This is a genomic window from Nitrospirales bacterium, from assembly GCA_031315865.1.
Classification (GTDB): Bacteria; Nitrospirota; Nitrospiria; order Nitrospirales; family UBA8639; genus JAGQKC01.
In genome coordinates this window covers 289,703-311,039 of record JALDRJ010000002.1, presented here as the reverse complement: position 1 = coordinate 311,039, position 21,337 = coordinate 289,703, and the positions used below count along the sequence as shown (strand labels likewise).

The following is a 21,337-nucleotide window of genomic DNA, read 5'->3' as shown; positions in this document are numbered from 1 at the left end:
TAGGGGTGACGGTACAGGAATACATGAAACACAGCAACGCTCCAGCTAAGGTATCCGAGGTTCCTGTGATTACGGAACGACAGGACTGGTTGCGCCCCCCTGGCGCTGTAAACGAATCGGAATTCCTCGATCGATGTACCAAGTGTGACGACTGTATAGACACCTGTCCTTTCGATGCCATTCGTCATCACAAGATTGATGAGACTCCTGTCATTATAGCTGAAGAGAATCCTTGTCGGTTATGTGAAGATTTTCCGTGCATTGAAGCGTGTGAGTCTGAGGCGTTGTTGTCCCTGTCCGGAGCCTCTGATGTACGAATGGGGATAGCGAGGCTGTCGTACCAGGACTGTACAGCGGCCCATGGTTGTAATGCTTGCGTCTCAAAATGTCCTGAACAGGCGATAGCTATGGATTTCGGATCTATGCAACTGTCCGTTCGAGATGATCGTTGTGTTGGATGTGGCATTTGTCAGCAAATTTGTAAAGCGGTTAATGATCGGGTAGCAATCAGAGTTTTCCCCTCTAGGTTACTTCCACCGTAATGGTTATGGGTTGAGAAAGGAGGTACGTCTAACAGTTGAATGAGTTAATTTACCTAGGCATTTAATGGTATCATTGATGTTCTTCTGTGAAAATAAACTAGGTTTTCTTCAATGTTTATGACATGTTATCAAAGTTTTGACGAATGAAAAACGAAGACGAAATATCCCTTGACTTCAATAGCCAGTTATCCTATCATCATGCCCCTCTACATGGGTAAAGCATGGTTGATGTTTCGTCTTTTTTGGGCAAAATAATTTTTTTCATCCATCTTTAGTTATGTAGGACAACAAGGTTGTAGGTGAACGACATGGAACTTACCAAGGAACATACAAACGGGGGAAGTTCTTCGGCTGTAGCGAGCCAAGCACAAATTTCTCCTAAAGATGCTCCAGCAGTTGAGCGTGCTCTTTCCCGAAGCAAACTCTATCTACTCTTGTCATGGAGTTATTTGTTTCCTGAAGATGATGAATTCTTAGATTATCTTCAAAGTGGTGAATTTGTAGAAGATGGAAGGGCGGCGTTAGAAAATCTGAATCAATCACTAGAGGGTCATGGCGGTCCAGAGGGTAAGGAAAGCCTTGATGCAATAGTTAGTCATCTTGATGCAATTGAGGAGTGGGTAAATTCGGAAGGGGCTAATTGGAACCTGCAAGACCTGAGAGATGATCACCGTCGTGTTTTCAGTAATGTCATATCCTTAGATTGCCCGCCATACGAAACGTTATTCGGTAACGACCACGTGTTTGGTCAATCTTACACCATGGGGGATATTGCCGGTTTTTATAATGCATTTGGCCTTCAGCTTTCTAATGATATTCATGAACGAATTGATCATTTAAGCGTCGAATTAGAATTTATACACTACCTTTCCTATAAAGAGTCGTATGCGCTTATTCATGATGGCCCTGAAAAGTTAAAGACTGTTGTTGATGCAGAAAAGAGATTTGTTAAGGAGCATGTTGGTCGTTGGGTTCCACTCTTTTCAGGAATGTTAAAGCGTAAAGCCGATTATGGTTTTTACAAGGCGTTAGCTGACTTTACGTCTGATTGGGTAGCCTTTGAAGTAGCTTATCTCGGTGTGACTCCTCAACCCTATTCAGAAACTGACTATCGACCAGCAAATTATGCAAGCCCAGAAGGCCAAACCTTTGAATGCGGTGCACAGGATCAAGGTAATGAACTGGACCTCTTAATGAATGAGGTGGGTGCTCAAGCCTATCTTGACAAAGAAGCAAAAGGTGTTGACCAACAAGAAAAAGAGTAAGGAGGTTTTGAGGTTAAGTATGTATCTTTGCTTTCAGGACATTTTGTTAGTGAGCAGTCCTTTCGATTTTAATCTTTTATCAAAGGAGGATGCGTCATTATGAGAGTGGTGCAGACGCGTAACAATCGGTTCGTGTTTGGCGTTCTTCTCTCGGCCGTCTTGGTAGGCGGACTGTTGACGGTGGGGCAAATACCCCTAGCCGTTTCTCAGCCAGTCACCATTCCGGTCGGGTCGATCAAAGGCCCCATTCCAATGGATGCCGCCAACCCTGTATGGGAGTCCGTCCCTGGTATCGTGGTTCCATTAAGCGGGCAAACTATTACCACCCCGATGCACCCAAACATTTCAGTTAAAACCGTAATGGTCAAGATGGCCACTAACGGGAAAGAGATCGGTGTGTGGACGAACTGGAGTGATCAAACCTTGAACAACACGACCATTGGTCCCCAAGACTTCAGGGATCAAGTGGCGGTGCAGTTTCCCGTGCAAACGTCAGGGGCTCCTCCGTTCCAATGTATGGGGCAATCTGGTGGGACGGTCAACATCTGGCGTTGGAATGCCGAATGGCAACGCGACATGGGTGCTGGAGTTGCCGGAATGTGGGATGTGGATCAACAGTATCCATCCATTGCCTGGGACTTTTACTACGAAGAACCAGCTGGAGGCGTGACCTATCCAGACCGGATTGGACGGAGCTTAGGGCCATTCAATCCTGGTATCTGGTCAGGAAACATTATGTCTGATCCAACATTACGGAAGAGTTCTGTTGAAGACTTAAATGCAAATGGGTTTAGCACGCTGACGACGCAAGCGTCCCAAGATGTGGTCGGTAACGGGTTATGGGAACCTTATGGAGCCCTTAAGGGTGGTTGCTGTTCTGGGCCAACCTGGCGCGTTGTGATGAAGCGAGGTCTAACGACTAATGACCCGAACGATGTGCAGTTCAAGGCAGGGGCTAGCATTCCGGTTGCCTTTGCTGTGTGGGATGGCTCGAATGTCGAACGAAACGGCATGAAGGGAATCTCTACCTGGTTTACGGCCAAAATGCCATAAGGAGTTTTAAGCTTATTTTTAAAACTCTTTGAGCATAGAGTTTAAGGTTTAGAAAAACCTCAGGCAGCTTGCAAAATACGTAAGTTGCCTGAGGTTTTTTATTTGAAACACTTCTTTTATAGTTTTTAAAATAACAGACAAGTTCAGGAAAATTGTCTAAGCCATCTTTAAATGTATGTGTTGTATTATCACTTTCTAAATCAGTAGGACTTGTTCGTTTTAAGGTAATAGTAATAATCGTTTACTTTCATCTTATGTCTCATGTTAGTGTAGCACTATTAATTGAGTAACGTTTGCCCTGATTAGGAATAGTTGCATTATTCATTATGCGGCATGTATAAGAAAATTGGATCTATGTTGTTAATCTGGCAGCGGAAATACTGTCAGTAGCACCTCTATATGGAGAAAAATCTGTGAAGGTTTCTCTTGTTTTCCCTCCTAGTTGGCATCCGTCCCAACCATACCTTAGCCTTCCATGTTTGACCTCTTTCCTGGATCAGGCAGGAGTAAGGGATAAATCCCAGAGAGACTTAAACATCGAGTTGCTCGATACGATCCTGACGAAAACCTATGGACTCGAGGTCTATCAAAAGCTTGTCGATCTTGGAAAACAATTAGAGCGTTCGATGAGCGGGGACGAAGGTCCGGGTAGTAAAGAACATTACGCCAGAGTGCTGGAGGCTCTAGACCGTTTCCCTTATTTGATCGAGCAGATAGAGCCTGCAAAAATCTCGTTAAGGAGTGAAGAGTTTTTTGATATAGATCGTTATCGGGAATGCTTGTTCTTGATAGATCGTTGGCTAGAAGTTGTTTCCTCTTTGTACTTTCCGACCAGGATCACGGTCGTCGATAACCAACTTTCCTATTCAATCTATTCATCGCGAGACATCATGAAAGCTGTACGCGATGAAACCCAGAATCCATACATCGATCTATACCGAAATTATTTCCTGTCTTCCATCGTCGACGAACAACCCGGTTTAATCGGGGTGTCTATTACCGCCACCTCCCAGATAATTCCGGGTTTGACTCTTTGTCGATTGATTAAAGAAGCCAATCCTGACATTCATGTGACTGTCGGTGGTAGCATCTTTACCCGATTGGTCGATAACTTACGTCGATGTGAACGACTCTTTGAAGTCACGGACGATTTTATCGTATTTGAGGGAGAAACCGCATTTTTGGAATTAATCAATCAGTTGGAGGGTAAGAAAGATTTTCGTAAAGTTCCCAACCTTATTTATCGGCAGGATGGAAAAATTACGGTCAATCAACCCTTCTACTCAGAAAATCTTGCACAGCATTCCGCTCCAAACTATGACGGATTTCCTCTGGATAAATACCTTGCGCCTCACACAGTATTGCCGGTTCAGTTTTCCCGAGGTTGCTACTATAAAGACTGTGCGTTCTGCGCCTTAACTCTTGATCATCAGAACTTCCGACAGAAAGATCCAATCAAGGTTGTAGACGAACTTGAAGCACTGTCAAAAACTTATCAAACGCCCTATTTTTTCTTTACCGATGAATGCTTGGCTTTATCTCCCACCCGTCGGCTCTGTAAAGAGATGCTCAATCGTGGCTTGGATCTACAATGGACGGCTGAGCTGAGGTTTGAAAAAAACCTGTCTCGAGAGTTATTGGGATTGATGAAAGAGGCTGGATGTCAAAAGATCGTATTTGGCCTGGAGACTTATAACGCTCGCATGATGGATTTTATGGTCAAAGGCATTACCCAAGAAAGTGTGAATCGAATTTGTTCAGATTGTGTTGATCTTGGTATTGCGGTGCATTGCTATGTCATCGTTGGATTCCCAACAGAGACCGAGGAAGAGGCACTTGAAACCATGAATTTTATCGTGGACAACCGCAAGCTCAATTCCTCCTATGGATTCTCCTGCCAGCCCTGCTTGTTTGACCTCGAGAAAGAAGCGCCGATCATGAGCGATCCCGGTGGTTACGGGATTCAACGTATAATGAGGCCAGCGGCTGAAGATTTAAGTTTAGGCTTTTTTTACGAGGTGAAGCAGGGTATGACCCCAGAGCAATGCGAAAAGGTGTATCAGCATGTGTACGAGAAAATTAGTGAAGTTGTCTGTGAGTTACCCTTTAACTATTCCATGGGAGATGGTCTGCTCTACATTGCACGCAGGAACAAACAGAATGTTCTAGAACACACTTCAGTCTCCTGAATCAGGCACGTGGGCGCTTGGTTTTTGTCGCCGTGAAAGGCTTGAGACCATGAGGCATAAATCGAGAGCGGTGTTTGCGGAAGTCCTATGCGAGAAGTCATGAGTGAAAAGATCTTAGAACCTGCTGCTCCTGCCACAGAAAAAGTGCAAGAGCAAGGGGTGTTGTTTGAGTATGCCCTAAAGTGTCTTCTTCTTTCAGCGTTTTTAGAGCTCGTCCTGTATCGCTTGGTGTCTCGTTTAGGGATGCATCTCAGCAAGCTTGCTGAAAAATATGAAGCCGTGCGAATAGCCTTTCGCGGACTGTCATCTTTAGGGTTTATGCTGTTGAATGTCACGTCCATCCTGGCGTTTCTCCTTATTTTTATCTTGATGTACTACAAAATGACCTCAACGGTGTGGAAGGGCTCTTATGACAAAATTGTGATTCCACTGATGAGTCTTCTCGTTGTCGTTACGTTTGCGTATCTTCTTTTTCCTCCAGCAATGTTGGGTGCAGTGGTATACAATATCATTTCTCTCGTTCTTCTTGTGTTCCTTATGCTCGAGTATTTCGCGTCGCATAAATTGCGTACTCAGCGTTTAGCGATCGGGTGTTTTTTCCTAGGAATATGTGGATGGATTTATTACCAAACACTCACGACAAGCTATGGACTCCTTGGCTTTGTCACGGCCCCTCCCTTGGTTCATGAAATTAATAGATTAGGCGAGGCGCTGATGGTTGCGTCGAGCATACTGGTATTTTGGGCTTACGGCAGTACTTCATTCTTCACGAAGAATAAGCAACAACGAAAATGGGGATTGACACTTGTTACGAGTGGGGGAGTGGTATTTTTTCTTCTGCTATTTATGGATTATTTTGTGTCGCTTTATAGCCTGAAGGCCGCTGAAGATATACGGAAAGCTGGAGAAGGAATCGGGTGGGTCTTTCAAATGGGCATGGGGTACACATTCTATCTTCCCTTTGCATTCTACATGGCAGGGTTCATTTGCTGGGCCTATACAGTCATTAAATTAGTCATGATTGGTAGATTGGCAGGGTATGGATTGGGGTTGATGTTTATGGCTGGTTATGCCTTGCAATTATCCCATCTGACGCTCATGGTTATGTTGGGACTCATGCTCTTAACCATCGATAAACGTGGGACGCTTGGAAAGCTTCGAGGAAAAGTTTCTGAAAAAATGATTTATCAACCAGCGACGCCCGCCTACGGGCCCACACCATAAGAAAGAACAGAATTATGGAAGACCAGACTATACTAAGGCAATCAGAAGAATCAACGGTCGTACCGGCAGACGATGAAAGACCATTGAATCCGGAAGAAGAAATCGTCGAATTAGAAAAATTGCTCACGCAAGAGCCTGATGACTTTCAGGCTCGATGTCGATTGGGAGAACTGTACTTCAATAAAGGACGATTGGACGAGGCATTAACGGAGGTGAAAAAGTCAATCGAAATGGCGGAAGGCTTAAAGGTTGAAATGGACCGATCCCTGGCGATGTATTATTCGAACCTCGGCACGATCTATGGGACCAAGGGAATGGCTGACGATGCCTCTTCTCAATTCGAACGGGCCCTGGAACTCAATAAATATGATGTGCTCGCCCTGTTTAATCTTGGACGGTTATGTAGTGAAAAAGGTGATTATAAAGCGGCAAAAGACTACTTTGAACGCTTGATTGAGCTTACCCCAGAAGATCCGATCGCATGGTATAATCTTGCGGGGGTCTATGAGCAACTCGACAACCCTCAAGTCTCAGACCTCAATACGCTTGATATGGCTATGCAGGCTTACGCAAAAGTATTGGAATTTGACCCGAGTCATCTGGAGTGTAGTTATAAACTTATGGAAATGGCGCTCAACATTAAAAAGCCTGATATGGCGCTCAAGGTCATAGAAGATGCCGTAGAAAATAACCCAGACGAACCTCTCGCGTACTACAATCTTATTAATACCTATGAAAAATGCAAAATGTTTGAACAGGCAGAAGAGACGAGAAATAGATTAAAAGAGCGATTCTCAAAACGTTCAAGGGAGTCCGGGAAATCATAGAGAGAGGAATACTCACCCATAGATAGCGAGGAGGAGAGCGCCATGTTTGGAAGCATTGGATTTACTGAGCTGATCCTGATTTTAATGATCGTCTTGATAATTTTTGGTGCGGGAAAGTTGCCTCAGTTAGGTGAGGGGGTCGGCAAGGCGATCAAGGGATTTAAGAAGTCTATTCATGAAGCAGAGGCCATGGACGCAGAGTTTCAAGCGGCCAATCAGCAGGCGAATATGGACTCAGCCGATCCAGCTCAAATTCCTCATCAACAATCCGTCGTGCCAGAAGTGCCGTCCCCACCGCCTGCGACAGGGGTTGATAATGGTTCTAATATCCAAGCTGCCTCTGTTTCGAAGGCCTAACGAATATTGGGAAGCAAGAGAAATATTCCTCCTAATGTTCTTCGAGCCATGAACGTAATAGAAGAATGCGTACGAGGTCATGATTATGAGTACTGAAACGACGATTGAGCCTGGAGTGATTGAGACATTTGCCGGTAACGGAAAGTCTCGGAGTACAGGGGATGGAAAACGAGCGATTAAGGCAGGCATTCCCCTACCGAACCATGTCACGTTGGATCGTGACGAGCAGTTTTTGTACATTGCCGAATGTGGGTCTGATCGTGTGCGAAGAGTAGACCTTGAAACGGGGCGGCTTCATAATTTTTCTGGGAATGGAGAGACGTGTTACAGCGGAGATTATGGGCCGTGCGGAGAGGCTGGGCTCTATCTACCCCTTGATGTCGCATGTGATTCCGAGAATCATGTCTATATTTGTGACTCTGGTAGCAGTCGAATCCGAAAAATTGATCGAGAGACGGGGGTCATTACGACGATCGTAGGGACGGGTCAGTGGGGGTTTAATGGAGACGGACCCGCATTAGAGGTCAATTTAACGTATCCGGCGTCAATCGTGTTTGACCAGGATGACAACTTATACATTGCCGATACGCAGGCCCACCGAATTAGAAAGTATGACCCGCGAACTGGGCTCCTAACGACCATCGGGGGAATTTGGACGGATGAAGATGATGAGCGTGTCAGTCCTTTGACTGCGCAAAATCTTATTGTGCTGTCAGGAGACGCGATCGGGATAGACTTTAGCGATGATCAAGGATGGCTGCGGCCACAATGTTCCGACGGACTGGACCTGACCCCATACTGGGATGATGGAAAGCCAGCTCTGGAATGTCGGTTTTACGACATCGTCAGTTTGGATGTGTTTAAGAATGGTGATTTGTTGATCACTGATAAAGGCACCAACCGAATTCGTCGCATGGATCACAAAACAGGCGTGGTGACAACCATCGCAGGCGTGTGTCGATACGGATATGATGGTGATGATAAACTTGCCGTGAAATCTATGCTCAATGTTCCAGAGGGTGCGGTGGCGGATGACGAGGGAAATGTGTATATCGCCGACTCGATGAATCATCGCGTCAGAAAAGTTGATGCGATGACTGGTCTGATTGCCACGATCGCGGGCAACGGGGATAGCGGGTATGATGATAAAAACATGGGAGGTTGTGGCGCCGCTCGGTTTGTCGCGAAGGAAGATGCTACGATGCTGAAACACGGTGACGGTCGGTTGGCTGTTGAAGCTGTCGTAAACTCTCCAGCTGGCCTGGCGTTAGATTCTCATGGATTTCTGTATATCTGTGAACGTAATGAAAACAAAATTCGTCGAGTGAAAGTGAGGTAATGGCATCACATTCACCGCTTTCCGCGGCATGGCTTATGAATTGATGCATGACAAGGATTGGAATGGCACGATTATCGAGTGAGCCAGAACTTCCACACCCCTCCCGTCCCATACCGAGGCGTGTGCCTCGTCATCTTGTTGTAGCTGGAATATTATTCGTCGCGGTCATCGTTGGGTTGACCTGGTTTGAAGTGTCGACAGTCAGTTCACACGGGATCGTCGTGCGTTCGCACTTTGTGCCTGGGGAACCTCCTTCAGAACCGTCTGATCCTGCATGGGAGACTATCCCGGCTCTTCCCGTCCCTCTCAGTGGCCAAGTCATTACTCGGCCTGTTTGGCCAGAACCGAGTGCGAAAGCTTTGTCAATTCGTTCAATGCACAACGGGAAAGATATTTCATTTTTATTGGAGTGGCAGGATGCGACTCGAAATGAACGTCTGACTCCTGGGGTTTTTCGAGACGGTGCCGCTATCGCGTTGCCCCTGGGCAACGCTCCGGCATTTTTCTGTATGGGACAGCTCGATCATTATCTCAACATCTGGCATTGGAAAGCTGATTGGCAGAGTGACGTAGACCGACGAGCGGCGCGGACCAAGAAGAAAGGGAATAAGCGACAGGGGATTCGAAGATTCGAAGTCATTCCTCGTCGCCCTTCATCTGTCGAAGACTTAATCGGTGGGGGATTCAGCACGTTAACGAGTAAAAAACGACAAGGGAGAATTAAAGGGCAAGCAGAGTGGAAGCGAGGGTTCTGGCGTGTAGTGATGAAGCGACCGCTTACGATGCCTGGAGATGACCTAGAGAATGAGGCCTTACTCCAAGCTGGACGATTGCAAGCAATAGCGTTTGCTGTCTGGAATGGTGAAAACAAAGAACGCAATGGGCAAAAGGCCGTTGCCCCGTGGATGCAGCTACTTATTGACCCGGTTAACAGGCCTACAGCAGCCTCCCCGATTGAGTAGAGACATTGTGATTTTTCGAGATGTACAAAGATGTCGGGTTCTTGAGAAGGGCCTTTATGACCGTTTGGTCGTGTTTTTGTCGTTAGGACTTAGTTGGCTGATGTTGGGTGGCCTAAACTTTTCTGACCCCGTACTCGCGCAAACAGCAGCTGGAGAAATGACCGAAGCGCGCGCGTTGGAGCTGGCGGAGGAATTTGGAGTTGACGTTGGAGAAGTTGATGAAGAAATTAAAGAGTTCCTCGGTTTAACGCGTGCAGAAGGTGTGGTGATATTCGCCGTGATCGGGGGAACTCCAGCTGACCTGGCTGGTATGAAAGTCAAGGCGATCATTAAAGAAGTGGACCGGTTTGAAATTAAAACGCTTATTGATTTAGGTCATGCACTGGAAGCGACGTTACCGACACAAAACTTTACCGTTGCGACTTATGAGCCCTCTGACCCTTCTGATCAAGGTGTGACCGGTGGGTTGAACTTTCACTTTGTGCGTATCAAGCAGGATTAGTTCCTCGAAATGATTTTCCGTATCCATACATGGTCTCGCCATACTTGGTTCCGAATGATTCGACTCACAGGTGTCTGTGGGCTAGTGGTGGCAGTGTTTCTTTTCTGGCATCAAGGTGAGGAGCAAATCGCCGAAGCTCAAGATTCTTCTGGAAATACTCAACAGGAATCATCATGGATCGAAGAAATTCAGAAAGTATTTTTGCCTTCTGAACAATGTAAGCAATGTCATGATCGTCACTATGAAGAGTGGAAAGGAATGCGGGAGCAGACTCCAGACCTGAAAACCTTTGGCCGCGCTGACGGGGCATTGTTACACGGGACGGCTCTTTCCTCGCCTGTTTTCAAAACAATCATGGGGTTGTGGCTTCAGACAGATCCTACTGAAGAAGAACGTACCGCCTGTTTGGCCTGCCATGTCCCGGCTGTTACTGTCTTTCCTCAGCATACTGATCGTATCCTCAATCAGGTGATGGCTGGAGGAAAGCATGTCCAAGTTGAAGGGGTGAGTTGCTCATCTTGTCATTTGATCCATGATACACAAGAAAATCCTAAAGGCTTTCCAACATTTCAAATCAAACCAGGAGAGACATTTTACGGTCCGTATTCCAAGCCTGACGACAACCTTGTTCACCCTTCCCAAGAGTCCAACATCTATCGTGAAGCAAAATATTGTGCAGCCTGCCATTTTAGCAAAGTCAAAGATGTAATGAGAGCCGATCTTCCAGGTGAAATTCTCAAAGGCATTATCTGTCAGGATTGTCATATGGAACGTTCAACGGGAAGCTCCACGTCAAAGCGTGGCTCTTTAACTCGACCGATCGGTCGGCACTGGTTCCAAGGGATTGTGATCCCTGGTATCATGCTCAGCAACCGGAACCTACAAGCCGAATGGTTTCCTCGAGTCGATATCGAAGCAGACAAGACGAAAAATTCAGTCCAAGGAACTGTGCTGGTCAGAAATGGCAGCTTGCCGCATATGTTTCCAGGTGGCGATCCTGTGCTGAAACAGTTCTTCGTGAAGGTGACCGTGAAGGATGAGCAAGGCAATGTCCTGAGTGAACAAGAGGAGCAGTTTGGTCGTTCCTTCGAGGAAATCCTTCGTGGTCCGATTCCACAACCGCTCGTCAACGGTGGTATGACGCGCCGTATTCCTTTTACCCTGTCCATCCCCGATGGCTCGGCTCCCTTGTTGGTTGAAGCCAGTCTTAGTTACGCCCTGATACCAGAGCCCTCGCCGGACCTTTTGAATCGCTATTTAGAGACACTTGCATCGGAAAAAGAGCGTGACGCTGCCGAAAAAGTTATTACAGACTATTCCTCGACCCGATTGCTCACGTTTCGTACGATCACGTTATAAATCTCGACACGACGATTCTTATTCATTCTGGTGATTCATAATCTAGGGGATACCATGACGAGGATGATCATAACCGTGGGGTTGACGCTGTGCTTGATGGGGGCCATGGCGTTTGGAATTGGTGGCCCTGCATCTTTCGTATTCGCGGAAAAAACAGAAAAGACCTCAAAACCCTTGCAAAAGGCGTTTCCGCATTCGCAAAAATGTAAACGCTGTCATATCAGGGTGTTTGAAGAATGGGAGGCCTCAGCTCAGTCTCGTTCGATCGTGACGTCGGCTTTTCGAGTGACCCTTGATCGCTATTTATCGACTGCACCCGAGGGTCAGCAATCGATGTGTTTCCGGTGTCATGCCCCTCATATTCTTGAATATGGGCACGAGGCCAAGATGTTTATCGATGAAGTCAAATCGAAAGACCCGCAGATTGATGGAGTGGGATGTTCGCAATGTCACCTCATCAAAGAAGTCGATCCCAACACGCATCCGCCACATCCAACCTATCAATTAGAAAAAACTGTCTTTGGCGGATATAAAAAGCCAGTAGACAACTTGGCCCATCAATCGGAACCATCAGCCTTATTCCAAAGTTCTCAGTTTTGTATCACGTGTCATGATTCTTTGCCTCGCGAGCCTGGCTCTCCCAAGTTGCCTGACTGGATGGGAAACTGGAAGGAGACGAAGGCTGAAAAAGAAGGCAAAACGTGTCAGTCCTGTCATATGCCTGGAGCGTTTGGCGAATCCGCAAATGGTGAAAAAAACCGAAAAATTGCCAATCACAGTTTCCCTGGACGATTTGGAAAAGTTCGAGCTAAGGCGGTTGAGATAGACTTTAAGACTGAAGTTCAAGGAAAAACCTCAAAAGTTGAGGCGACGATCCAGAGTTTGGTTCCGCATAACCTTCCCATGCCCCATCCAGGCTGGTATCGGGTTGTGGTAGATTTAACGGTTCTTGGGAAAAACCTAAAAAAAGTGTATGGAGAACAACGGTTTTACGAACGGGTATATGGAGACAAGAACGGGAAGAAGACCGTGTTGGATTTTGAAGCGGCCACAGTGCTGCATGATACCCTGCTGAAGCCTGAAGAAAGGCGGAGCGAAATATTTACCTTCCCCACGCCGCTCAATGCTCCTTCGATGGATGTGATTATCACCTTGACCTATGCGCCGATTCATGGACCAGAGGAATTTGTTAAAGCGGTTGAAGCCGAGTCGAACCTCGGGAAACAGGATCGAGCCTTTGTCCCTGTTGAAGTTGTGAAGAAAAAAATTAACATTCCCCTCAAAAAGCAATGATCAGCCGATAGAAATAGCCAAGAGATCATGCGCCAGGGTTTCGTCCTGGTGACCATGTTATTGCTTGCCAGTTCGTGGGCCTGTTCTATCACTCGAATTCCCCCTCTTCATTAGAACTGTTCGTTTTAGCCATTTTGCGCTGAAGTTCATCAAGCAGCATGTATTCCTTCGCCTGTCTGACAGCTCAAATCAGGGAGTCTATATGTTTACACCTGTGAAGAGTCCTTACCTCGTGCCGTTTAATTCACAGTTTTCACTCAAAAAGGCTCGGACCGTACCAAAAGGGAAAGTTCTGTCCAAAAAGCTGTATGAGAAGAAATTAGCCAAGCTGATCAGGAAAATGAGTGACCGCCAGCGAACGCTGTATGCTCACGACCATCATGCCGTTTTACTCGTGTTTCAAGCGATGGATGCAGCGGGAAAAGATTCGACGATTCGTGCCGTCACGAGTGGGATCAATCCGGCCGGCTGTCAGGTCTTTTCATTTAGGCAACCCTCTAATCTCGAGCTTGATCACGATTTCTTATGGAGAACCACGAAGTGTTTGCCCGAACGGGGACGAATAGGAATCTTTAACCGTAGTTATTATGAGGAAGTGTTGATCGTTCGTGTTCACCCGAAATATTTGAAAAATCAACGTTTGCCGGATGGCTATGATTTAAGGACGATATGGGACGAACGATTTGAGTCGATCCGCGACTATGAACAGCATTTGGCCCGCAATGGGACCGTCATCGTCAAATTTTGGCTCAATGTGTCACGGGAAGAACAAAAGCGACGGTTTCTCTCTCGGATACAAGTTCCGGAGAAAAACTGGAAGTTTTCATCGTCGGACATTAAAGAACGTGAGTTTTGGAAAGACTATATGCAGGCGTATGAAGAAGCGCTCAATGCGACGTCACGACCATGGGCCCCATGGTATGCAATCCCTGCCGACCATAAACCGTCCATGCGGATTACGGTTGCCGAGATTGTCGTGAAGACTTTGGAGGGGTTGGGACTACAGTACCCTAGTTTGAGCAAGTCCGAACGAGCGGAATTAGAAACCATGCGTCAGCTACTTGGACAAGAAAACTGATGAAAAGATGGCTGAACGAAGAGGTTACTTCTCGTGAGCCGTAACCTCTTCAAGTATTCAGCGTAATTTGGGGGGGCTGAAATCAAGTATGTTTCAAGAGCGATCAGAGAACATTCAATGTCCTGTCACATCATTAGCCATTTCTTTGGCCCCTTCCGTCATCGATTCAGCCCCTTCCTTCATACTCTCGCCAGCATCTTCTAATGCTTCCTGAGTGCTGTCGATCGCACCGGAGACAGCTTCCTCTGCAGCGTCAGATGCATCGTGTATGGCTTCCTCTGTATGTTCGATCGCCTTCGACACCGTTTCACCTGCGCTGGATACGGCTTTGTCGACGGCTTTCCCCGCCTTTTCGCCAGGCCCTTCGGAACTTTGTCCACAACCCACTACGAGCCCGAAGACAAAAATTCCGATCAGAGTTACTACGCTATGCCATGGCTTTTTCATGCTTAAACCTCCTGTTGTGTGTGGTAGAGGGCGAATCTGTCCATCCCTGTGTTGGCGTCTTGCTAGATTGTTGTGTGTGCTTCGAGTGGTACGGATAGGCGGGAAAGTGATGCATGACTCCTTTCTGCAATCAAGATGGTGCATCCGTCGTGCAAGGATTATTGTCTTGTATTGTAAAACATTAGACTGAAAGGTCAATAAATATCTCTTGCTGAGTTTTATCTTACTTCGTGCCCCCCGTTTCTGACTCTTGTGCTCTTCCCCCATGTTGTTGCCGGTCATTGTTGCTTTCTTCAGTTATGTCTATTTTTTTCCGAAGAGAATCCTAACTACTAAGGACTTTCATTCATCGGTGTGGGAAGAGCTGTGGAGACACGAGCTGATTAGCATTAGATCAGTCGAGAAAAGGAGCGTCACGTGATACGAGTGCAAGCAGCGCTGCTGGTAGGTCTTATGAGTCTGGTTTGTATCAACATGTCTGGAGCAGAATCGTTAGAACACAGGAGGCAAGTTCGGGTTTTACTCGAACAGTGCGGTGTTCTCGAGAGGCTCAAGCAATTTCCACGGCAAGTTTTTGAACGTATGGGATATGATGATGAATCCTATTCTAAACAATACACCCCAGTACGCGATGCATTGTTTCAAGCTTTTGATATGGACAAGATGGAGCAGCATCTCGTGCATGCCATGTCCAATGATCTGGACAGCCAGGCTGTTGGAAAGGCTCTACACTGGTTTCAGTCACCCATGGGCAAGAAGATCACCGATCTTGAACGAATGACCTATTCGGCGCATGTATGGAAAGAGAGAAGTTTGTATGCGCAGAATCTTGATGAACATCCACCAACTCAACATCGGCTTTTGCAAGTACAGCAGCTCAGCAATGCGCTTTACCTTTTCCGTATTGATGAACAATTAGAAATGACCACGGCCTTAGCCTTAACAGAGGCGATGAATGCCGCTCTCCCACGCGAAGAACGCATTGATCCCGATCATATTCGCCATGAATTGCAGATTCGGAGAGAAAATGAAAAGGAAGAATTACAGCGAGAACACCTCGCCAGCTTTCTGTATTTATATCATCGTCTGGAAGATGCTGAAGTTGAAAAGTATCTTGAATTTCTTGAATCGGCGGACGGAAAACGATTTACTGCCGCTGTTCTTACATCGTTAAATGTCGTGTTTCAGTCAGCTTCGGAAGAGCTTGGCACGGCCGTCGGCCGTGCCTTGAAAGGAGAGCGTCGCGTTTAAGCCACGGATTCACATACGGCTTTTTCGACTAGGGGGAAGTGTAACGGCCGTTTAGCTTTACCACGTGCAGGGTTTTTTCGTTCGGTGTGGTTCTTTGATTCTGTGTCTTTCTGGTTTTTCCTGAATGGCGCTTCAAGCTGATAGAGCTCATGAATTTTTGAATGATGTTGCTTTAATTCCCACGCCAATTCGCTCGCTAATTTTTCCATTTTCTTTTGGAGTTGGCCTATTGAATGAAGATGCTGTTTAACTTCCGCTTCCCGCGCACGGACAATGTATTCTTTGTCAAGATACTTGGTATGTAGTTTCCCACCTCTGTTCGCGTCTTTACTGACGAGAAATTTCGAAGACTCAGTGAGAACGGTTGTGTTTGTTGGCATGGGGTTATTCATAAATAATCTCCGGTCAATAGGTGAATCTTATGTGACTTATACGATCGTGCATGATACCTGGTTCTAGAGCAAGATGATTGCCAGAGATCATGAGGTTCACCAAATCAACATGACGAACGTCTAAGAGCAAAAACAGCTTTGTGTGATGGGTCATACGAAAGGCGAAAGACTGAAGTTTCTCCTGATTCTCATGAAAAGTCGTTAGAAGTTCCGACAGGTTGAAAAAGATAAACATCTATGACCTCAATCAATGGCATGTATTGCCATAAAATCGTCCGAAATTCGAAGAGAATGAACAAGAAAAAATTTCGACGATGAATAGCCGGTCGTTTCATCGTCTATAGGAGTATTGAATAATGAGAATGCCTGAGGCTTGAGATGTCCCAGGAGGGAATGAATGATCGGTTAATGGCTCCTTCCCTGGCACTGAGTTTCTGGTGATCTTGGCTGACGAACTCTATCCTTGATTGACATAACGCACATGCCTGTGAGGGCAAATGTCCTGATGACGACTTCTTTCTATAAATTCATTATAGGCTTTGTCGATCAGCTAAAGTTAGATACAAACGTTACTCAATTTTATCGCAAAAGTGTCGATAAGTTAGAGAGGGTTATGTTCAAGCCATTAAGGGTCAGTCTATTCATTCATTCGTCGAAAATTTTTGTGTTCAGCAGAGGTCGCCATGGCAAAGTCACTCGGCAAATTAAAACGATTTAGCCTTCAGGAGTATTGGGGAGAAGAGTTCGGGAAGTTTTCTTCCTGGCTCAGTCAAGAAGAAATCTTGGAAATGATAGGTGAGTCTGTTGGAGTCGAGCTTGTGTTAGCCAGGCAGGAGCCTCTTGTTGCTAATCTTAAGGGTGGTGGAGTCGTCGCAAAAACCGCCAAAACTCACGATAATGTTCTCATTCAAGGACAATTGGGGTCTATTCATGACGATGATGTTGGTAAATTGGTTTCGTCGGCATCTGATATTGAAGCAATCATCATTATCTGGATTGCCTCAAAGATTTCGCCAGAGCATCGGAAGGTCTTAGACTGGCTCAATCATATTTCTCGGACTGACATCGGCTTTTATGGCATAGAACTCGAATTGTGGCGTATCGATGATTCTGCCCCCGCCCCAAACCTGAGTATTGTGTGTCAGCCCAATCAGTGGGCGCGTAGCCCCAATCAGGAAAATAATAGTCAGGAAATGACGGGGACGGGTGAGGTGAAATTGGATACTCAAGAATCAAAAAAAGAATCGAGCTCTGAAAGAAAAGGAGACTGGTCGAAAAGGCCGAGCGAAAGACTCACGCCTTCGCCGCAGCAGAAATCTTCAGCCCAAGTCAAAGATGATGTGTCCATCCGTGAAAATTTCGTGTACACGAAATCCTTTTAGATTCTCATAGCTGTCTATCCTGGTTATCTGTTGCCCAAAGGCAAAGCACTTTTTGGCGCTCGCATGACTGATGAGTTATAGCCGTTTCTAGTAATCCCGAAACGATCCAGCGCTCCCTTGTACGCCTTTGCTCCTCAAGACGTGAGAGAAACATTCATGTGTGTCAGGATATCTAAGCGGGCATCACCTTCCGCTTGTGACAACGCCGTACTGCGCGGGGTTTGTCTCACTTGCCGATTGGAACTTATTTGGATTCGCTATAACGTTCTGGGCATACGGGTTCTTGTAGAAGTTTCGTAACGATATCTAGTTCACCCTTGATTGCCTGAAGGGTGTTGAGGGCTTCTTCCCAGGCATGCTCTTTCCCATAGCGCTCCAATTGACACACGAGACTCATCATCTTGATGACTCCCAAATTCATACAGATTCCCCTGAGTCCATACGTACCTTCGGCGAAATAAGATCGATCCATCGTCAGGGCAGCCTCTTCAATTTTCTCGATGCATGATGTGACATCCTGGACAAACTGATCAACCACCTTATTGACCAGGGTAGCGCCGCCCATTGACTGGAGGCGATGTAACGTTGTCTGGTCAAGGTGGGCAAGAGTTTGACCCTGTTTACGGATGTGTGTCGTACTTGCCGGAGACGTACGTTCTTCCTTCGGTGTTGTGGTGTGTTCGTTCTCACGTTGGGGAAGCCATTTGTCGAGCATTTTCTGTAACTGATCTGTTTTGATCGGTTTCGAGAGATAATCGTCCATCCCAGACTCGAGACATTTTTCTCGATCACCCTGCATCGCATTCGCGGTCACTGCAATGATTGGAACGCGAGGGGGCGGCGCTGAGTCTGCCTTGTTTCTGTTATTGGTATTTTCCGCAATACGAATTTTCCGACTAGCCTCGTAGCCGTCCATCTCTGGCATTTGAACATCCATAAGAATGAGGTCGTAGGACATGAGGCACATGGCCTCGATCGCTTTGAGTCCGTTCGTTACAATATCAGCTCGATGTCCCAGCTTCTCAAGCATCAGCACGGCTAATTGTTGATTGACTCTATGATCATCGGCGACCAGGATTCGATATCCTTGACGGTGTTCGTTTTCCATTAAAGAATGACGGGTGATCAGGTCGTATTGTGTCGTGGCGGAGTGGCTTTGCTCGCGTCCCATGACCGTCATCAGGCATTTCTCAAGTTGGGATTTTCGAAGCGGTTTTGTGAGGTAGGCGGAGAAGCCTGCTTCATGAGCCGCGCTTGCTTCGCCACGTTTCCCGATCGAGGTCAGCAATATGAGTGGAATCGACGCAAGCGGTGGTTCAGCTTTGATGGTTCGAGCCAGCGCCATGCCGTCCATGTCTGGCATTTGGAAGTCGAGTAAGGCCAGATCAAAGCGGGAGTTGTTGGCTTCGGCATCCTTCAAGGCTTGGAGCGCTTCTTGTGGGGTGGAGACAAACGTGCCGTGCATGCCCCAATCTCTGGTGTATTGTTCGAGAAGGCGAAGGTTGGTCTCATGATCGTCTACACAGCAGATTCGCAGACCCTGGAGAGAGGCTTGGCGCGTTATGGGTGCTTCTTCCAGGCGAAGTTGCTTGTCAAGACAGACTATGAACCAAAAGGTGCTTCCCTTTCCGGGTTCACTTGTCACCCCAATCTCTCCGCGCATAAGTTCCACGAGTTGTTTGCAGATCGCAAGGCCTAGTCCTGTTCCTCCATATCGACGTGTGGTCGAACTGTCCGCTTGCGTAAAGGGTGTGAACAGACGTTGCTGTGCATCAAGTGGGATGCCGACTCCTGTGTCGGTGACTTCAACTTTGATCGTGACGGATTCGGAGGTTTCCTCTATGAGATTAATGTGTACGATGACCTCGCCTGTAGAGGTAAACTTGATGCCGTTGCCCACGAGATTCGTTAGAATCTGACGGATCCGTCCAGGATCTCCCCTCAATGCTGTCGGAACTTGCGCGGCGATGAGGCCGATGAGTTCGAGGTGTTTTTCTCGAGCCTTTTCCGCCAACAGCCCAAGCGTTTCTTCCATGGTGACGCGAAGATCGAAATTTATCGTTTCAATATCAAGTTTGCCAGCTTCGATTTTTGAGAAATCAAGAATATCATTGATGATGGTCAAAAGCGCTTCGCCAGAGGATTGTACTGCCTCGGCATACAGTTGCTGCGATGGTGTCAGATCGGTTTCGAGAAGAAGGCCCGTCATGCCGATCACTCCATTCATAGGGGTACGGATCTCATGACTCATTGTCGCGAGAAACTCACTTTTTGTGCGAGCCGCATCGAGTGCCTCATCCCGGGCTCGAATAAGATTATTTTCTACGGCTTTGCGTTCGAGGAATTGTCCCACTTGGCCCCCGATTGAACTCAACATGTCGAAAGTCGATTGATCAATGTTCCGAATCTCGTCACAATAGAATCCCATCACCCCAAGGACGACGTTGTTCAATTGAATAGGGAAGGCGAAGGCTGTTTGGAGTCCAGCTGTTGCGGCCGCTTGGACTCGAAGGCAGTCTCTAGAACGACCGATATCGGAAATCCAAATGGGTTCCTTTTTGGCCCAGACCTGTCCAGGAAGTCCGTCGGCGAGAGAAAGTGCCGTCTGTTGATTCGCGATGTCGAATTCTGGGAACGCATCAGGTTGTAATCGGTACGTTTTTACGAGTCGCATTTTTCGCCGATTATGATCCAGTACCCACAGTTCGCCGATTTGCAGGTTCAGGCTTCGGCATACGGATTCGAGAATGTGGGGCGCGGCCTTGACGAGAGAATTCGCTTCCGTGAGCACTTGTGACGTGTGATAGAGAGCGGAAAGTCTACTAGCCGTACGAGTTCGTTCGAGAATGTGGGATTCGAGCTGTTGGTTGGCTGTTGCCAGTTCTCGCATACGTTCATGGACTCGTTCTTCAAGTTCTTCGGTGGCTTTCTGTAGTTGAGTGTTGGTGTGGTAGAGCTCGAGACTTTTTTCTTCGAGTAGAGTTTCTGCTTGTTTCCGAGCGGCCTTCTCGCGAGCCAGTCGACGCTCAAGTTTTTCTACATCACGCATGGCGATAGATATGCTTCATGACTGTTTGGTTAACAGAAAGCGGACGCCAGTTCCTTTTTCATCATGGATATCAGTTCTTTGAATCGTGATGGATTCGTCGTAATGTTGACAGCATGCGGTGATCAGCCCTTCGGCGACGTCGGCAAACGGACGTGTGGATCGATAGATCATTTCGAATTGATCGGGATGAAGTTTGCGCGAATCGAAATGAGGTAATTCAGCATCAGGATAGAGTTTTTTAACTTCAACGTGGATATAGCTTTCAACACTCAGTAGGAAGTCAAACGCGTTTGGGGCCATCTCGAAAAACGCTGGATAATGTGCCGAAAAGTATTTGTATAAATGTTCGCCAAAAGCAAAGACGAGTTTTGGAGGGTCAATGTTGGTGAGAGAACTGAGCATGGTCACGAGCTGCAAAATTTCTTTGTAGTCATAGGTGCCGACAGATGTGTAGATTCCTCCTGACGGTAATTGAGATTGCTCAATAATGGTATCCATCATGTCCTCGCCAAACTGTTCCTCCACCATTTCTGAAAATTCTGTAAACACGATGCCTTTCATAAACGAGGCCCCCTAAATTGATCGTGGTGACGTCGAGCGCATCACGTCTGAAGCGAATCCGAAGAGGTAGACATCGCAGAAATCTCTGCTGAATGATTGCCAGATTCTTCCGTGTTTGAACGGGGTTTGGCCCATAATGTACAAGGAATAATGCATCCGCGATTCATGAAGAGTGGGTATGATAGTGCGCACTCTAGTATTTATTCGGTATATGGCGAATAAATATTAATGAACCTGCACTAAAAATTAGGTACATGACAGGAAG

The 21,337-nt window shown here is 46.8% G+C and carries 17 protein-coding genes and 1 pseudogene; 14 read left to right on the top strand and 4 right to left on the bottom strand.

The features are described 5' to 3' along the window. Positions 1 to 850 precede the first annotated feature (850 nt). From MRJ96_01415 to MRJ96_01360, 12 genes and pseudogenes are all read left to right on the top strand, one after another. Complete coding sequence (locus tag MRJ96_01415; GenBank protein ID MDR4500101.1) at positions 851 to 1,807, top strand: molecular chaperone TorD family protein; 957 nt, start codon at positions 851 to 853, stop codon at positions 1,805 to 1,807. Between the two features lie 99 nt (positions 1,808 to 1,906). Continuing rightward, complete coding sequence (locus tag MRJ96_01410; protein MDR4500100.1) at positions 1,907 to 2,860, top strand: ethylbenzene dehydrogenase-related protein; 954 nt, start codon at positions 1,907 to 1,909, stop codon at positions 2,858 to 2,860. Positions 2,861 to 3,273: 413 nt separating this feature from the next. Further along, complete coding sequence (locus tag MRJ96_01405; protein MDR4500099.1) at positions 3,274 to 5,049, top strand: B12-binding domain-containing radical SAM protein; 1,776 nt, start codon at positions 3,274 to 3,276, stop codon at positions 5,047 to 5,049. Between the two features lie 99 nt (positions 5,050 to 5,148). After that, the gene (locus tag MRJ96_01400; GenBank protein MDR4500098.1) at positions 5,149 to 6,273 is read left to right on the top strand and encodes a hypothetical protein; all 1,125 of its coding nucleotides are present in this window, start codon (positions 5,149 to 5,151) and stop codon (positions 6,271 to 6,273) included. Positions 6,274 to 6,287: 14 nt separating this feature from the next. Continuing rightward, the gene (locus MRJ96_01395; protein ID MDR4500097.1) at positions 6,288 to 7,100 is read left to right on the top strand and encodes a tetratricopeptide repeat protein; all 813 of its coding nucleotides are present in this window, start codon (positions 6,288 to 6,290) and stop codon (positions 7,098 to 7,100) included. 42 nt (positions 7,101 to 7,142) lie between these two features. Further along, positions 7,143 to 7,271, top strand: a pseudogene (tatA, locus tag MRJ96_01390) (twin-arginine translocase TatA/TatE family subunit). Between the two features lie 271 nt (positions 7,272 to 7,542). Then, the gene (locus MRJ96_01385; protein MDR4500096.1) at positions 7,543 to 8,796 is read left to right on the top strand and encodes a hypothetical protein; all 1,254 of its coding nucleotides are present in this window, start codon (positions 7,543 to 7,545) and stop codon (positions 8,794 to 8,796) included. 62 nt (positions 8,797 to 8,858) lie between these two features. Continuing rightward, the gene (locus MRJ96_01380; GenBank protein ID MDR4500095.1) at positions 8,859 to 9,758 is read left to right on the top strand and encodes an ethylbenzene dehydrogenase-related protein; all 900 of its coding nucleotides are present in this window, start codon (positions 8,859 to 8,861) and stop codon (positions 9,756 to 9,758) included. After that, positions 9,751 to 10,260 (top strand): PDZ domain-containing protein, encoded by a 510-nt coding sequence (locus MRJ96_01375; GenBank protein ID MDR4500094.1) that lies wholly within the window; start codon positions 9,751 to 9,753, stop codon positions 10,258 to 10,260. The genes MRJ96_01380 and MRJ96_01375 overlap by 8 nt, the downstream gene beginning before the upstream one ends. A gap of 54 nt (positions 10,261 to 10,314) precedes the next feature. Further along, positions 10,315 to 11,619, top strand: a complete 1,305-nt coding sequence (locus MRJ96_01370; protein MDR4500093.1) for a cytochrome c family protein — start codon at positions 10,315 to 10,317, stop codon at positions 11,617 to 11,619. Between the two features lie 54 nt (positions 11,620 to 11,673). Beyond that, positions 11,674 to 12,912, top strand: coding sequence for a cytochrome c family protein (locus MRJ96_01365; GenBank protein ID MDR4500092.1), 1,239 nt, complete (start codon positions 11,674 to 11,676; stop codon positions 12,910 to 12,912). A gap of 202 nt (positions 12,913 to 13,114) precedes the next feature. After that, positions 13,115 to 13,990 (top strand): polyphosphate kinase 2 family protein, encoded by an 876-nt coding sequence (locus MRJ96_01360; protein MDR4500091.1) that lies wholly within the window; start codon positions 13,115 to 13,117, stop codon positions 13,988 to 13,990. 114 nt (positions 13,991 to 14,104) lie between these two features. Here the strand turns inward: MRJ96_01360 and MRJ96_01355 are convergent, their stop codons facing one another. Next, a complete protein-coding gene (locus tag MRJ96_01355; protein MDR4500090.1) occupies positions 14,105 to 14,437 on the bottom strand; it encodes a hypothetical protein in 333 nt (110 codons plus the stop codon). Positions 14,438 to 14,854: 417 nt separating this feature from the next. Between MRJ96_01355 and MRJ96_01350 the strand changes: the two genes are divergently transcribed. Then, the gene (locus MRJ96_01350; protein MDR4500089.1) at positions 14,855 to 15,688 is read left to right on the top strand and encodes a hypothetical protein; all 834 of its coding nucleotides are present in this window, start codon (positions 14,855 to 14,857) and stop codon (positions 15,686 to 15,688) included. Here MRJ96_01350 and MRJ96_01345 read toward each other — a convergent pair. Continuing rightward, positions 15,685 to 16,080, bottom strand: a complete 396-nt coding sequence (locus MRJ96_01345) for a hypothetical protein (protein MDR4500088.1) — start codon at positions 16,078 to 16,080, stop codon at positions 15,685 to 15,687. The two genes, MRJ96_01350 and MRJ96_01345, sit on opposite strands and share 4 nt — an antisense overlap. A gap of 683 nt (positions 16,081 to 16,763) precedes the next feature. Between MRJ96_01345 and MRJ96_01340 the strand changes: the two genes are divergently transcribed. After that, positions 16,764 to 17,462, top strand: coding sequence for a hypothetical protein (locus MRJ96_01340; GenBank protein ID MDR4500087.1), 699 nt, complete (start codon positions 16,764 to 16,766; stop codon positions 17,460 to 17,462). Between the two features lie 244 nt (positions 17,463 to 17,706). On the opposite strand, the gene MRJ96_01335 is transcribed toward MRJ96_01340, so the two are convergent. Beyond that, positions 17,707 to 20,511 (bottom strand): response regulator, encoded by a 2,805-nt coding sequence (locus MRJ96_01335; protein MDR4500086.1) that lies wholly within the window; start codon positions 20,509 to 20,511, stop codon positions 17,707 to 17,709. Between the two features lie 15 nt (positions 20,512 to 20,526). Continuing rightward, positions 20,527 to 21,072 (bottom strand): heme NO-binding domain-containing protein, encoded by a 546-nt coding sequence (locus MRJ96_01330; GenBank protein MDR4500085.1) that lies wholly within the window; start codon positions 21,070 to 21,072, stop codon positions 20,527 to 20,529. Positions 21,073 to 21,337 lie beyond the last annotated feature (265 nt).

Bases quoted from the DNA above. Each gene is read 5' to 3' on its own strand.
- MRJ96_01385 (MDR4500096.1), top strand. From the start codon at position 7,543: ATGAGTACTGAAACGACGATTGAGCCTGGAGTGATTGAGACATTTGCC.
- MRJ96_01360 (MDR4500091.1), top strand. From the start codon at position 13,115: ATGTTTACACCTGTGAAGAGTCCTTACCTCGTGCCGTTTAATTCACAG.
- MRJ96_01335 (MDR4500086.1), bottom strand. From the start codon at position 20,511: ATGCGTGATGTAGAAAAACTTGAGCGTCGACTGGCTCGCGAGAAGGCC.
- MRJ96_01355 (MDR4500090.1), bottom strand. From the start codon at position 14,437: ATGAAAAAGCCATGGCATAGCGTAGTAACTCTGATCGGAATTTTTGTC.
- MRJ96_01380 (MDR4500095.1), top strand. From the start codon at position 8,859: ATGGCACGATTATCGAGTGAGCCAGAACTTCCACACCCCTCCCGTCCC.
- MRJ96_01340 (MDR4500087.1), top strand. From the start codon at position 16,764: ATGGCAAAGTCACTCGGCAAATTAAAACGATTTAGCCTTCAGGAGTAT.
- MRJ96_01410 (MDR4500100.1), top strand. From the start codon at position 1,907: ATGAGAGTGGTGCAGACGCGTAACAATCGGTTCGTGTTTGGCGTTCTT.
- MRJ96_01365 (MDR4500092.1), top strand. From the start codon at position 11,674: ATGACGAGGATGATCATAACCGTGGGGTTGACGCTGTGCTTGATGGGG.
- MRJ96_01345 (MDR4500088.1), bottom strand. From the start codon at position 16,080: ATGAATAACCCCATGCCAACAAACACAACCGTTCTCACTGAGTCTTCG.
- MRJ96_01370 (MDR4500093.1), top strand. From the start codon at position 10,315: ATGATTCGACTCACAGGTGTCTGTGGGCTAGTGGTGGCAGTGTTTCTT.
- MRJ96_01330 (MDR4500085.1), bottom strand. From the start codon at position 21,072: ATGAAAGGCATCGTGTTTACAGAATTTTCAGAAATGGTGGAGGAACAG.
- MRJ96_01415 (MDR4500101.1), top strand. From the start codon at position 851: ATGGAACTTACCAAGGAACATACAAACGGGGGAAGTTCTTCGGCTGTA.
- MRJ96_01395 (MDR4500097.1), top strand. From the start codon at position 6,288: ATGGAAGACCAGACTATACTAAGGCAATCAGAAGAATCAACGGTCGTA.
- MRJ96_01400 (MDR4500098.1), top strand. From the start codon at position 5,149: ATGAGTGAAAAGATCTTAGAACCTGCTGCTCCTGCCACAGAAAAAGTG.